Annotated in this window: 8 protein-coding genes; 4 read left to right on the top strand and 4 right to left on the bottom strand. The window is 39.7% G+C overall.

The annotated features are described in order from the left end of the window. Window positions 1-56: 56 nt before the first annotated feature. From ACEXOE_RS18610 to ACEXOE_RS18595, 4 genes are all read right to left on the bottom strand, one after another. A complete protein-coding gene (locus ACEXOE_RS18610) occupies window positions 57-989 on the bottom strand; it encodes a YeiH family protein (protein WP_394750355.1) in 933 nt (310 codons plus the stop codon). 89 nt (window positions 990-1,078) lie between these two features. Then, window positions 1,079-4,426: a VCBS repeat-containing protein gene (locus ACEXOE_RS18605; protein ID WP_394750354.1), complete on the bottom strand. Its 3,348-nt coding sequence runs from the start codon at window positions 4,424-4,426 to the stop codon at window positions 1,079-1,081. A gap of 191 nt (window positions 4,427-4,617) precedes the next feature. Next, complete coding sequence (locus tag ACEXOE_RS18600) at window positions 4,618-6,210, bottom strand: RagB/SusD family nutrient uptake outer membrane protein (protein WP_394750353.1); 1,593 nt, start codon at window positions 6,208-6,210, stop codon at window positions 4,618-4,620. A 16-nt stretch (window positions 6,211-6,226) separates the two neighbouring features. Next, entirely contained in the window at window positions 6,227-9,193 is a 2,967-nt protein-coding gene (locus ACEXOE_RS18595) for a SusC/RagA family TonB-linked outer membrane protein (protein ID WP_394750352.1), read from the bottom strand. A 385-nt stretch (window positions 9,194-9,578) separates the two neighbouring features. On the opposite strand from ACEXOE_RS18595, the gene ACEXOE_RS18590 reads away from it, so the two are divergent. From ACEXOE_RS18590 to ACEXOE_RS18575, 4 genes are all read left to right on the top strand, one after another. Then, window positions 9,579-10,598 (top strand): LacI family DNA-binding transcriptional regulator, encoded by a 1,020-nt coding sequence (locus ACEXOE_RS18590; RefSeq protein WP_394750351.1) that lies wholly within the window; start codon window positions 9,579-9,581, stop codon window positions 10,596-10,598. 23 nt (window positions 10,599-10,621) lie between these two features. Next, window positions 10,622-11,287, top strand: a complete 666-nt coding sequence (gene pgmB, locus ACEXOE_RS18585) for a beta-phosphoglucomutase (protein ID WP_394750350.1) — start codon at window positions 10,622-10,624, stop codon at window positions 11,285-11,287. Window positions 11,288-11,321: 34 nt separating this feature from the next. Continuing rightward, window positions 11,322-13,628, top strand: coding sequence for a glycoside hydrolase family 65 protein (locus ACEXOE_RS18580; protein WP_394750349.1), 2,307 nt, complete (start codon window positions 11,322-11,324; stop codon window positions 13,626-13,628). 82 nt (window positions 13,629-13,710) lie between these two features. Then, window positions 13,711-15,504, top strand: a complete 1,794-nt coding sequence (locus ACEXOE_RS18575) for an alpha-amylase family protein (RefSeq protein ID WP_394750348.1) — start codon at window positions 13,711-13,713, stop codon at window positions 15,502-15,504. Window positions 15,505-15,525: the final 21 nt, after the last annotated feature.

The raw sequence follows: 15,525 nt of genomic DNA, 5'->3' as shown, positions 1-15,525 counted from the left end.
TATAGTTATAGGAGCTCGTATCAAAGGTAAAAAATAAGCCTTGTTTTGATTGTCTTTTACGTATAATTGACAATATAGAGTAGCGAAATTACCGCTAGTACGATCCAGGTAAAACTACCTACAATCAGGATATTTGCACCAATTTTTTTCAAACTGCCCATATTGATTTGCAAGCCGATAAGAAATAAGGTGAAAATCAATATTTTTCTGGAAATCCATACCATTTTTTCACTAAAGGCTGACATTTCGGGAATATAGGAAGACAGAATCATCGTAGCGAGAAAGCCTAAAATGAACCAAGGGAAATTGAATTTTTCTTTGGAATCCGATCCAAAAGAAATAATGAGAACCAAAGGAATGATCCATAGTGTACGTATCAATTTGGTCGTGGTGGCAACATTAAGTGCAATTTCGCCAAATTGTGAACTGGCACCAATTACGGAACTGGTATCGTGGATGGCAATGGCACACCAAAGTCCAAATTGCGTCTGATTCAGGTCAAAAAAATGTCCTATGGTTGGAAAAATAAATAGGGCAACGGCATTCAATAGAAATACAATGGCCAAGGCTATGGATGTCTGATTGGAATTGGCCTGGACACTAGGACTAACCGCCGCAATGGCACTCCCCCCACAGATCGCCGTTCCCGAGGCCACCAATATGGTGGTAATTTTTTCGGAACCAAGAATCCTGCCGATGGTAAAAGCTATGACAAAAGTTAATGTAATAGCGATAAGACTTATAAAGAAACTACTAGATCCTAAGGTGAGTGCTTCTTTTATGGGAACACCAAAACCTAATCCTATGACAGAGAGTTGTAATAATTTGGATTGCACCTTGGGGTGCCGCTGAACGATATCCGTATTGCAAATTTTTGAAATCCCTACAACCATCCCAATCAACAAAGCAATTGCTGGGCTAACGTATCCAAAAAGAATACCTAAAAGGACAATAGCCCCTATGATGTATATGGCTGGTTTTAAGTTCATTGTAATAACGCGACAAACATACAAATAAAATGTAAACGTTTACATTTTATTATTGAAAATATTTTCATCAATCTAACCCGATTATAAGTTTAAGGCGTTTTTGAAAATACTTTGGGACTGGCATTATTTCTACCGACCATAAAGAACAGCTGGCCAGCCTTATCCGAAAACGGGAGAATATGTTTTATCTCCCCTTTCATATAGAAGCCTGAAATATCATAGGGCTGCCATTGAAAAGCTTCGTCCTTGTTGCCCAATAAAAGGCCACCATAACTGGCGTCTAATCTGCCATATTGCGGTTTGAACTCAAAGTTGTTTCCTCCAAATAAGATATCCATTTGTCCGTCATTATCAATATCCGTGCAGGCAATATCACAAATACAGGAAAACTGGGCCTCTTTGGGAAGTTCCTGAAGCGTAAAAGTGCCATTACCCTGATTTAAAGCAATACTACTTTTTGCTGTGCTAACTGTTTTCACAATAGCATTTCCAAGAACTTCAGGACTCAACAGCTCACCAATGCTTTTGGTAGCATAGTCAGAAAACTTCAAATTTTCCTTTTTCAGGGAAACCAGCTGAGCGGTTAACTCTCGTTTTAAGACTATAGGGACATCACGCCCTTCAATATTTCGCGTTAAAATCTGTTCTATGGTACCATTGTCGTCAAAATCGTTAATGTACATTTTTGTGGGAGCCTTTTCTGAAGTAATGTATGTGGTATTGGTACCTTGATTTCCTAACACGAGGTCAATGGCACCATCTCCATTGATGTCTTCAGCCGCTACAGCATTCCACCATCCCGTAGCAGTGCTTAAACCGATGTCCATGATACTCAGACGGCGTCCATTGTTTCGTAAAACCGTTGGCGCCATCCAATCTCCAACCAATACCAGATCCTTTTTGGAATCCCCATTGATATCTGCCCAGGTAGCTGAGGTGACCATGCCAAGGTCCTTCAAGGCAAAGGCTTTACTTTCGGTAACATCAGAGAATACCCCCTTACCATCATTTTCCAGTAAGAGGTGTTTAGGGTTTAAGCCATATATACCCGGAACACTTCTGCTCCCGATAAAAAGATCTATATCACCATCCTGATCGAAATCATAAGGGGCAATGACCGCCACATTGTGTCCGGTACTTTTCAAAGCTTCGGGACTACGCGTCAAATTGCCTTTTCCATCATTGATATAAAGTCGATTTTTATACGCTTTACTATCATCTGGGACATTTCCTCCAGATCCTACGGCCAAATCTAAATCTCCATCTCCGTCGGCATCAAAGAAAGCAGCAGCGGTATCTTCTGTCAAGCGATCTTCCCTGAATACATCTTGTGTTGGGCTTGGTTTTAAGCTGCCCTTGCCCTGATGCAGATATAGTGAAGCTATTCCGCCTTTGGCAGCGCCAATAAAAACGTCCTCGTGCCCGTCATTATTGACATCTCCAACCGCCATGGCAGGGCCTTCTTGCGAAAGCATTTGGGAAATAAGACCTTCATAATCAAAATCAATATGTTTGTCTTCCACGTGCTTGGACAACGGGGTTTTAATTTCCTGAAGTAGGGTTGGGCGGGATTTCGTTTTGGGAACATACGTTGTTTTCGCATCAGTTTGCGTTAAAACAAGCCTTGTATTTATAGCAGGTTCAATAATGGACTGGGTTTTGTTATTAGGCCATATTACTTTTAAGGAATCTATTTTTTGATGCGACCCTATACCTAGGGTCATCGTATATTCCACGGAAGATTGAAAACCTCGTGAAGGAATCAATTCTTGTTTCAGGATTTTATCCCCCATATAGGCTTCAACGATACTGCCTACGCCAAAGGTATTGGGACGCTCCCCTTTTAAACTTAATTTTATAAAGTTGTTCGCAGAGGTATTTGCATTATTTTTATACACCAACAGTTCTTGATTGACCGTATTGACGATCAAATCCAGATCGCCATCATTGTCCATATCCCCATATGCAGCCCCATTGGAAAAACTAGGTTCGTCAAAGCCCCAGATAGCAGTAGCGTCAGTGAACGTAAGGTCTTGGTTGTTTTTAAAAGCGTAATTAACAATAGGAGTGGAGGGCATAGCATTGATTACAGCCTCCTTTTTATCTTTTGTTCCCGTTAAGGCCGATTGTTGACGGGCAACATCATCGAAAAAATCAATAAAATCTTGATTGGTCAAATCGTGATACACCCCATTACTGATATAGATATCGCGATAGCCATCATTATCCATATCGAACAGCAGTGCTCCCCAGCTCCAATCGGAACTGGATACCCCACTATAGTGCGCAATTTCGGAAAAGCTATTTCCTAAATTTACTTGAAGGGTATTCTGCATATATTGATGATAAAAATCGTTCTGCAGCTTACGTTGGTAGGTATCATAGGTCTCAAAAGTGGTTGTGTTCTTTAGGCGCTGATCGTCTTTGGGAAGCATATCGGTGACAAAAATATCGGACTTTCCGTCGTTATTGATATCTGCCATATCTGCACCCATGGAGAATAAGCTGAGGTGTGAGGCCCAATTCCTAATATCTTCTTTAAAAGTTCCGTCCTGATTGTTGATGTAGAGATAATCGTGTTCAAAGAAATCATTGGAGACGTATATATCAGGATAGGTATCATTATTGACATCGCCAATGGTAACTCCTAAACCAAAACCGATTAAGCTACCATAAATATTTGCTTCCTCGCTAACATCGGTAAAAACGCCATTATTGTTTTGGAGTAGTTTATCGCCACCGCCTTTTACTTTTTCCGGCATGTTCCAGTCCTTGGCTCTAAGATCCCTTTTATTGTTATATCCTAAACTAGCCACGGATATAAAGCTGTTGTTCAACATATAGACATCCAGATCTCCATCTTTGTCATAGTCAAAAAATGCGGCATGTGTTGTAAATCCACTATCAGCAAGATTATATTGTGCCGCACTTTCGGTAAAAGTTAGGTCGCCATTATTGATAAAGAGTTCATTTTTTTGATCATCTCCTTCAATATTTCCCGCATTACAGACATAGATATCCAAAAAACCATCACTATTGATGTCTACGAACACAACTCCGGTAGACCATGCTTTGGTGCCTAAAACTCCGGCAGTTTCACTAATGTCCTCGAAAGTGAAATCACCTTTGTTTAGGTACAATTTATTTTTCTTTCGATTGGCGGTAAGGTATAGGTCGGGAAGACCATCATTGTTGATGTCTCCAATGGCCACTCCGCCACCGTTATAAAAATTGCGATAAAGGAAAATATTAAAATCCTCTTCGTTTTCTATTTTATTTTCAAAATCAATACCGATAGCGGCTGGGTCTATTTTTGTAAATAGCGTTTCTTGAATTTTATCGGGTATTTCTTCCTTTTTACTTTCGGCGCAGGACATTAAAAGAATGATCCATAAGGTAAAAAATAAGGGGTAATTGAATTTGGAAGTTTGAATCATTTTGGCAGTAGATTTACGGAAAACTAAAGATATTTACTTTTTTACAATTCCCTTTTTAATTTCTGCTAAAAATATGGAGTATTGAAAATGCAGGGGTTGAATAGCAGGATAAGATTGAAATAATCCTTATTAAAAAAGAGGGCGATATCGCCCTCTTTTTCTCTTAAACTTAAACTTGTATATAGAAATGATTAGTACCCTGGATTTTGTACCAAGTTAGGGTTGGTAGCTAAAGCCGAAGCAGGAATTGGATATTTATTTCTAAAATCATCCTGAACGGTTTTCATCTCCCAAGTGGTGCTCGTGAACGTTCCAAAACGTAATTGAACAGCTCTACGTCCTCCGGCAACACCTTCTCCATTTAATTCTCTCGCAATAATATCTGGCATGTCATCTAATGTTACAGCGGCTAATGGAGCGGCTCCTGCTCTTGAACGAATAGCGTTAACATCGGCCAAGGGGTCACCACCTGCGCCTCCTCTTAAAGCGGCTTCAGCACGCATGAGCAGGGCATCGGTGAAACGAGCATATACAAAATCCCTAAACCCATCACCGGGAAGACTTCCATCTGCTTGTCTTACAGGATATTTTACAATACGAATTCCATTACGTTCATTGTTAACTTCTAAATTGGTCAAGATAACATCTTCATAAATCAATGGATTTTCCTGTCTATCGTTTAAATTTGTGCCATCTGGACGTCTTTGCTGGCCTCTTATATACCCAGTAGAAATACCCGCAACATCTTCTCCTGGAAGCCCTAATCTGGCATCTTGAGTTTCATCGTCTGTTCCAAAGAGGCGAAAGGTCTCCGTAAGGGTGACAAAACCATTCCATCCACCTTGATTAGGGTGTAATTGATTGTACATTCTTGTTCTGGCATCGCCATCCAACATTAATATAACTTCTTGATTATCATTTTCTGCCAAATTCCAGATGTCAAAATAGTCAGCACTATTATCGAGAGTAAAGCCCAACGATTCAATAGCATTGACATCTGCAATAACTTGGTTCATATCTCCTTGGGAACCTACTAAATGCATAGCATTTAGATTAACTCTTGCGCGTAAAAATAGAGCGAATGCCTGCCCTACACCGCTTAGTGTACCAAAGCGATCGTCTCCATCACCACGTAAGGGAACGCTTGGCCCGTTATCGGATAAATCACCACTAGATATAGCGGAATTTAAATCGTCCAAAATAAAATCAAAAGATTCTTGCGGAGTTCGTACAACCGGATTTACATCTGCCCCATCATCCACACCTCTAAAAGGAACCTGACCGTAAAAGTCAAGAAGGGAATATGTGTGAAAGGCTCGTATAACCCTTGCTTGCGCCGCTTCTTGAGCGGTAGGATTGGATCTGGAATCCAATAACTGTGTCGCTAAAAGCACCGCAGCATTATGTTTGTTCCAAGTCTGCAATACGTAAAGGTGATTAGGGTCCCAAGTATGATTGTGTAAGGTACGCCATACTCCATTATCTCCCCAATCCGCTCCACGAGTCAATACAGCGATATTATCTGCTGCAACTTCTGTAAGTGCATAATCATCCGCTTGAGTTGTTGATCCCGATAAACCTAGACCATTACTTGCTCCACTGGTATATAATGCAGAAAGTGTACTTGCTGTATTGGCAACTCCTGCGAATTCACCAATGGTAGTCTGTCTTGTTTCAGAATCTAAAAATGTAGGTTCTAAATCCGTACAGCTCTGTCCTAAGAGCAAGAGAATACATATCCCAAGCCCTTTTGTAAAATTATTTTTAAAAACTTCTTTTCTCATGATTTCTTTTTTTTATTTAAAAACTTGCATTAACTCCAAATGAAATGGTGGTTGGTCTTGGATATGAAGTAAGATCAATACCTAAAGATGGTAAGTTATTCAAAGTTCTATCAGTGGAAACCTCTGGATCCTGTCCACTGTAATCTGTAATTACAAATAAGTTTTGAGCATTGAGGAACAGTCTGAAAGCACTAAAAACGCTATCTTCCGTGATATCAAAATTGTAACCTACAGTTAAATTTTGTAATCGTAAAAATGATCCATTCTCAAGGAAACGAGATGAAACGGATTGTGGGTTAAAGCTATTTTCTACACCAACAAGAGCCAATACATCAGTGGTAACATTTCTACCTTGAGAAAGGTTTGGAATGGTTTGAAATGCATTTCTGGTATTGTTGTAGATCGATTGTCCGAACTGGCCGTTAAAGAATAGGCTTAAATCCCAATTTCTATAACTGAAATTGTTGGTAAACCCTAAAGTAACATCTGGTAAAGCACTTTCTCCTACGAAAATTTGAGAACCATTGTTAGAGAAGATGTTTGCGCCATCGGCATCTAACCCTTGGAAATCTCGAACAAAGAAACTAAATAGTGGCTGATTGTTTGCCAATCTTTGAGAGAAAGCTCCTGTAAGTCCAGGACCATTAATCTGTCCTGCGTCAATTGCAGGTCCATCATAGTTCTCCAAAACATTATCGGTATAACCAATATTAAAATTAAGGTCCCAATTGAATTCGTCAGTTTGAATTGGTGTTGCGTTTAAGGTAAGTTCTACCCCTTTGTTGACAATATCTCCATCAACATTACCAAAGATAAATGGCTGAGGCGCTGGTTGAGCACTGTTTACTTGTAATAAGAAATCAGTAGTAGTTCTATTAAAATAAGATAGTGATCCACTTACCCTACTATCTAAGAAAGCAAAATCAACACCAATACTTAATTGTCTGTTTTCTTCCCATTTCAAGGCGGGATTGTCAAAGGCCACGAATCCAACATTACCTCTTGTGCCATCAGTATTTCCAGTATTGAATCGCTCACGTTGCGTAAACTGATTGGAACCTAGGCCTTCCTGATTACCGGTTACCCCCCAATTCGCGCGCAATTTAAATCTATCAAAGAATTCTGGAAACCACTCCTCTTGATCTAACGCCCAAGATGCTCCTACAGCTCCAAACGTACCATATCTATTATCTCCACCAAAACGGGAAGAACCATCAACACGTATGGTGCCCGAGAAGTTAAATTTATTGTTGAGAGAATAATTTGTTCTCAAAAAGAAGGACTGTAATTCATCTCTTTGCAAAGAAGTGTTTGCTGCAAAGCCCTCTGCTCTAGCTATATTGTTCACCATTAAGAACAAGTCCGTGGTTTCAAAACCAGCACCTTCTATGAATGATGTTCTAGTGACAAATTCTTGGTAGGAATGACCTAATACGACATCCAAGATATCTTCGCCAAAACCTTTATTATAATTTAAATAAGATTCCCAAGTAACATTGGTAAGATCAAATTCTTGCAAAGTAACCCGTCCTGTATTTAAAGTTGGCCCAGAGTTGAAGTTTCGCGAAGTAGCACTACTTCCGGCAGATGTAGATTTATCTAACCCTACTAAAGTATTTAAACTTAAATTCTCCGTAAATTTATAGTTTCCAGAGATGTTCACAAGACTTCTTAATGTACTGGAAACGTTTCTATTTAATTCCAATAAGGCTAAGGGATTTCTTCGTTCTGCAGAAGGTTGCGTGAAACCACCAGGATCTCCTTCGGTAAAAAGAGATTGATCCGGAGCAAACCCAATGGCAGCAGATAATAAATCTCCACGAGCATTCGGATTATTGGTAATCGGAGGTCTTTGCGTCTCAATATTTGAAATTGTTGCCTGCGTATTCAAAGTCAACTTATCATCAAAGAAACGTTGTGTTGCATTGAATCTTGCTGTAAGTCGATCGAAACTACTGTCTTCAACTTCACCTTCTTGATCCTGATATCCGAAAGAAAGACGGTAATTTCCATTTTCTCCCCCTCCTCCATATGCAAGGTTGTAATTTTGCGTAAAAGACGTTCTAAAAATAACATCATTGGTGTCAGTATTAAACCCTCTATCGGTAAAAGTACCGCCAGAAATGATATTTTGCGCTTCCAAAAATTGCTCTCTACTCAATAAATCAGGTTGGTTAGGAATGTAACCCACGGACATCGTAGAAGAAAACTCTAAAATACTTCTTCCCGTTGTTCCTCTCTTCGTAGTAATGATTACAACACCATTTGCTCCCCTGGATCCATAAATGGCTGTAGAAGCTGCATCCTGCAAGATGTCTATACTGGCAATATCATTTGGATTTAGGAAACTCAAAGGGTCCAAAGAACCTGCTGAACCAATATCCGTATTTCCACCACCTGTTCCGGGGGATGTATTTCCACCATTCAGTGGCACACCATCCACAACGTAAAGCGGATTGTTTTGCGAACGTACAGATGCTGTACCCCGCACACGCACATTAACGGCAGCTCCAGGTTCACCACTCGTTGCTGAAATCTGCACCCCAGCGGTTTTACCTTGAATCAATTGTTGTGGGTTTACGATTACCCCTTTGTTGAACTCTTCAGCTTTTACGCTTTCTACGGCACCTACGGTACTTCTTTTGGTCGTGGTACCATATCCAACAACTACAACTTCATCAAGTTCATCAGCATTTTCCTGTAAAGTTACATTAATGGTCGTTTGCCCGTTCACTGGAATTTCTTGAGTACTATATCCAATATAGCTAAATACCAAAACAGCATCACTGGCAACATTACTTAAAGTGTAATTACCATCAAAATCTGTTTGCGTACCATTCGAAGTTCCTTTTACCAGTACGCTAGCCCCAGGCAATGGGCCATTTGCGTCAGAAACCGTACCTGATACTTCTTGTCCTTTTGCTATACCAAAACATAAAAATGCCCCGATAAGCAAAAAGCTTTTCAGTAGTGTAATCTTCATAGATTGTTAATTTAAAAGTTTAGTTAATTTCAATTAATCGTTAAACATATATAAAAAAAATGTTAAAATCGAAATAGGGCATATATAATGAATAACGAAACCGTTTTCGTGTTAATAACTTTTTGATTTTAAGAAAATGATAATCTTTTGTTGCTCTCGTTATGTGATTGACAAATATATGATGCTCTTTCTGTGATTTTAACAACATTTAAACAAATATACTATTTTTAATTTTATGTAATTTAGTAATTGGTATTGCAGGCTTTTTGCCAAAAATTAATTCGTATAATTTTAGTTGCCCAAAAAAGCATTTTTCTATATCATTACTTTTTTATTTGAAAATCTGCATGCCAAAAAAACATTTATCTAAACACTTTTTTGAGATTTGAAAAAGAAAATAACATTGAAGCATATTGCAAGAGAATTGGAAGTTTCCATATCCACTGTCTCTAAGGCATTGAAGAATAGTGAAGAAATAAGTAGGGATACCAAGGAAAGGATACAAGCTTTTGCGAAATTGTATAACTATAAGCCCAATAATATTGCCATTAGCCTAAAGAACAAAAGAACCAAAAATATCGGGGTTATCATTCCCGATATTGTACATCATTTTTTTACAACGGCTTTTAGGGGTATTGAGAAGTATGCCAATAATATGGGATACAATGTTATTGTATGTGTTTCTGATGAATCTTTTGACAAAGAAGTGATCAATATGGAAATGCTGGAGAATTCCAGTATCGATGGATTTATTATGGCCCTATCTACAGAAACACAATTGAAAGGAGATTACAATCACCTAAAGGAAGTGACGGAGCAGGGAATTCCTTTAGTGCTTTTTGATAGGGTAACCGATGAAATCCAATGCGATAAGGTGATTATCAATGATAAGGAAGCGGCCTATAATGCCGTTAAGAAACTTATTGGGAATAAGCGAAAGAGGATTGCATTGGTAACTACCGAAGATTATTTCAGTGTGAGCAGAGAAAGGGCAGCAGGATACAGAAAGGCCTTGGAAGATCACCACATTCCTGTTGACGAAAATCTAATCTTACGTCTTTCGGATATGGAAATCGATGAGGCTGCCATTGCTGATTTTTTCCATACGAGAGAGGTGGATGCAGTATTGTGCGTCAACGAGATTTTTCCGATCCACTGTATGAAATTGGTGCAGGAAAACGGACATAAAGTGCCCGATGATATTGCTGTCATTGGTTTTACAGATGGCCTTTTATCTAAATATGCCACCCCAACGTTGACCTCTATTGATCAGCGAGGCGAGGAAATGGGAGAAATAGCGGCACGCATGCTCATTGAAAAAGTGGAAAGTGAAGATGAAGAAGAAACCTATAAAACTGAAATACTTCAAGCAACACTCATAGAAAGAGAATCTACAATCAACTAACTACTTCAACCTTAACTATTAAAATGACTACCACTGGATTTATATTCGATTTGGACGGTGTTATCGTGGATACTGCCAAATATCATTATCAAGCTTGGAAAAAATTGGCCCAGCAATTGGGATTTGAATTTACACCGGCACATAACGAACTTTTTAAAGGGGTCAGCCGGGTGCGTTGTCTCGAAATTCTATTGGAAATAGGTGGAATAACAGTTTCCAAGGAACAGTTTGATGCGTGGTTGGTAGAAAAGAATGAGGATTATTTAAGATATATTGAAAAAATGGATGCTTCGGAAATTCTTCCCGGGGTTGAAGTAATTCTAAGATACTTGAAAGAAAATAGTATTCCCATGGCGTTGGGGTCTGCAAGTAAGAATGCGGTTCCCATATTGGAGAAGGTCAATTTACTCCAGTATTTTGATGCTGTAGTAGATGGGAATCATGTGACAAAGGCTAAGCCTGATCCTGAAGTATTCTTGCTGGCAGCGGAGCAATTAGGTGTTGCGCCCAAGCTTTGTGTAGTCTTTGAGGATGCGGTTGCCGGTATAGGTGCTGCCAATGCGGCAGGAATGACCAGTATAGGTATTGGAGAAGCAGAAGTACTGGGCGAGGCAGACCATATCGTAAACCAGTTTAAGGAAATTGATGTGCCTTTCGTAGAAGGTTTAATCGCAACCATTTCAGCATAAATAGCTAAAACTATAACCCAAACAAAACAAACCAATGAATCAAAACTATATAAAACCGGATGTTTGGTCCATTATTGAGGAAGGATTTGATAAAGAGCGCATAAAATCCTCGGAAAGCCTTTTTAGTATTGGCAATGGCGCTATGGGACAACGTGCAAATTTTGAAGAATCATATTCGGGAGACAGCTTTCAAGGGAGTTATATCGGCGGGGTTTATTATCCGGATAAAACTAGGGTAGGATGGTGGAAAAACGGATATCCCGAATATTTTGCCAAAGTACTTAATGCTCCAAATTGGATTGGGATTGGACTTGTCATTGATGGGGAAGAATTGGATTTGAATCAGTGTAAAGAAGTAGCCAACTTCCGCAGAGAGCTCAATATGAAGGAAGGTTGGTATGGCAGAAGTTTTACTGCAACCTTGCAGAATAATGCTATTATTGAAGTGAAGGTGGTGCGTTTCCTTAGCCTTGATATGGATGAAGTTGGCGCTATTGACTACGCTATTACCCCTAAAAACAGAGACCTAAACATTGTTTTTCAGCCTTATATTGATGGTAACATAACCAATGAAGATTCCAATTGGGACGATGCGTTCTGGGATATCTATGAAGTGGGTGGTCAAGGGGCTATGCACTACGTATCGGCCAAGACCATGAAGACAGAATTTCACGCTTGTACCGCGATGAGGAATCAACTGTTTATTGATGGGAAGTTAGATAAAACAACGCCCAAGGAAATAAAATCAGAATCTAAGATCAGCGCGGAATATCAATTCCAATTGAAAAAGGGAAGCACAGCAAGTTTAGTTAAGTATGGAGGGTATACTACCTCCTTACATCATGCCAAGGAAGCCTTGGTGAAGGCTTCTGAAGAAGTGCTTTCCAAGGCAAGTCATTTTGGTTTTGACGTATTATTGGAAAAACAGAAAGAAGCCTGGGCAAATGTTTGGAACATGAGCGATATTGTGATAGAAGGCGATGTGAGCGCACAGCAGGGTATCCGTTTTAATATCTTTCAGTTGAACCAAACCTATTCGGGCAAAGATTCCCGTTTGAATATTGGACCCAAAGGTTTTACCGGAGAAAAATACGGCGGGAGTACGTATTGGGATACCGAAGCTTATTGTATTCCATTTTATATGGCCACAAAAGATCAGCAAGTTGCCCGAAATTTATTGAAATATCGTTACGATCACTTAGAAAAAGCAATTGAAAATGCGGAGAAGCTAGGCTTTACCAATGGGGCAGCACTATATCCTATGGTAACGATGAATGGCGAGGAATGTCACAATGAGTGGGAAATTACTTTTGAAGAAATTCATAGGAATGGCGCCATTGCCTTTGCCATATTCAACTATTACCGCTATACCGGAGACTATTCCTTTGTCCCCGAAATGGGACTGGAAGTACTCATTGCCATTGCACGATTTTGGCATCAGAGAGCTACGTTCTCCACCAATAAGCAGAAGTACGTTATCTTAGGGGTCACCGGCCCTAACGAATATGAAAATAATGTCAACAATAATTGGTACACCAATTATCTGGCCCAATGGTGCATTGCATATTGTTTGGAGCAGATTGGAAAGGTAAAAGAAGGTTATCCGGAAGATTATCATCGTATTTGGGGGGCAACCAAACTATCCCAAACCGAAATGGAAGCCTGGAAGACCGTCGCAGATATGATGTATTTTCCCTATTCTGAGGAGCATAAGGTCTTTTTGCAGCAAGATGGATTTTTAGATAAAGAATTAACTCCAGTTCAAGATTTGGAAAAATCCGATCGTCCGATCAATCAAAAATGGAGCTGGGACCGTATATTAAGATCTCCATACATAAAACAGGCCGATACCCTACAAGGATTTTATTTGTTTGAAGATCATTTTTCTTTGGCAGAATTGCAACGCCATTTTGACTTTTACGAACCTTTCACTGTACACGAATCTTCCCTTTCGCCCTGTGTACATAGCATACAAGCAGCAAAGCTGAATAGAATGGAACAGGCATATACTTTTTATCTGCGTACTTCGCGTCTGGATTTGGATGATTACAATAAGGAAGTGGAAGAAGGGCTGCATATTACCTCCATGGCAGGTACCTGGATGAGTGTGGTAGAAGGTTTTGGTGGGATGAGAGTCGTAGAGGACAAACTTTCATTTAGCCCGAGAATACCAGAGCAGTGGAAAGCTTATTCCTTTAAAATTAATTTTAGAAATAGGACCTTGAACGTAAAGGTTACCGCGGAAAAAACGAGTTTTGAATTGGAAGGCAAGGAGGAAATGTCCATACGCGTCAATGGGGAACGGGTGGTATTATCCCCGGAAAAGGTGGTAACCGCTTAAGATGAAGAAGAGATCTCCCCTTTTTTTAATATGCACCATTCTGTCGTTCGTTGGATGTCAGGAGAAAAAAGAAAAATCACCAATGGAAAACAAACATAAAGGGAAGCGCAAAGAAGTGGTTTACCAAGTCTTTACCCGCTTGTTTGGGAATACCAATACTAACAATAAAGCTTGGGGAACACTTGAAGAAAATGGCGTCGGTAAATTTTCGGACTTCAATGAAAAGGCCTTACAAGAAATAAAAGAATTGGGAATCACCTATATCTGGTATACGGGCGTACCGCATCATGATGTGATTACGGATTATACTGCTTATGGAATTTCTATGGACGATCCGGATATCGTAAAAGGAAGAGCGGGGTCTCCCTATGCAGTCAAAGATTATTACAACGTAAATCCAGATTTGGCCAATGATCCGAAAAAAAGATTGGAGGAGTTTCAAGCCTTGGTCCAGCGTACACACGATGCTGGTTTGAACGTGTTGATCGATATTGTTCCCAATCATGTGGCCCGTAATTATGAGGGTAGTACAACCCCAAAAGGATTGAAACCCTTTGGCGTGGATGATGATACCACAGTACAATATCATAAGGATAACAACTTTTATTACAATCCAGGAGAAATATTTGAAGTTCCTGCTTGGAACCATGATTATCTTCCTTTGGGAGGAGATGACCCAGTGCTGGTTGATGGGAAATTTAAGGAAGTTCCCGCGAAGTGGACGGGAAATGGATCTAGGTTGTCCCAACCCCATTACAACGATTGGTACGAAACCGTAAAAATCAACTATGGGGTCCGGCCCGATGGCACCTATGATTTTGACCGATTGCCAGACGATTTTGATAGCAAAGACTACACGGCACACTACAATTTTTGGAAAACGAAAACCGTACCGGATTCTTGGATAAAATTTAAGGATATTGCACTGTATTGGCTCCGTATGGGAGTAGATGGTTTTCGTTTTGATATGGCGGAAATGGTTCCTGTAGAATTCTGGAGCTACATGAATTCTTCCATAAAAATGGAAAATCCTAATGCTTTTCTTTTAGCGGAAGTCTATCAACCTTCACTATATCGGGATTATCTCCGTAAAGGAAAGATGGATTATCTGTATGATAAAGTAGAATTATACGATAGTATTAAGCATATTATGCAGGGGCATGGTTGGACAGATCATATTCCTGTTGTACAAGATGGATTAAAGGATATTGAACATCATATGTTGCATTTTCTGGAGAATCATGACGAGCAGCGTATTGCAAGTCCGGAATTTGCAGGTGATGCGCAAAGGGGAAAACCGGCCATGGTGGTTTCCGCGACCATTAGCACTTCACCAACCATGATTTATTTTGGACAAGAAGTCGGAGAGCCAGGAGCGGAGGATGCCGGATTTGGAAAACCTACCAGAACATCAATTTTTGATTACATCGGCGTACCGCACCATCAACGATGGATGAACCATAAAAAATTCGATGGAGGGCAATTGTCCGATGAAGAAAAGGAATTACGGGATTTTTACAAGCGACTGCTCAATTTTACCATAAAGAGTAGCGCCTTAATGGGGGCATATAGAGACATTCATTACTACAATAAAGAAAGAACCGAAAATTACAATCATAGAGTATTGTCCTATGTGCGTTGGTCCGAAGATGAAAAATTAATCGTTTTGGCCAATTTTGATGCCCATGAAAAGTATCACTTCTCTTTGGAAATCCCGGCAGAAATCATTGAAATTTGGGCCTTGAAAGATGGTGTGTATGCCTTGTCAGAAGAAATCTATGGTCAAAAAAAGAAAATACTTACTGTTGAAAAAGGGGTAGGTAAAATTGCTTTGGAAATACAGCCTTTGGAATCTTTTATCTTTAGAATTCCTTAATTTAGCAGAAAAACCGACTGT

This window comes from Spongiimicrobium salis, assembly GCF_043678055.1.
Classification (GTDB): Bacteria; Bacteroidota; Bacteroidia; order Flavobacteriales; family Flavobacteriaceae; genus Spongiimicrobium; species Spongiimicrobium salis.
The sequence above is the reverse complement of the archived record's forward strand: the minus strand, read 5'-3'. Positions and strand labels throughout refer to the sequence as shown.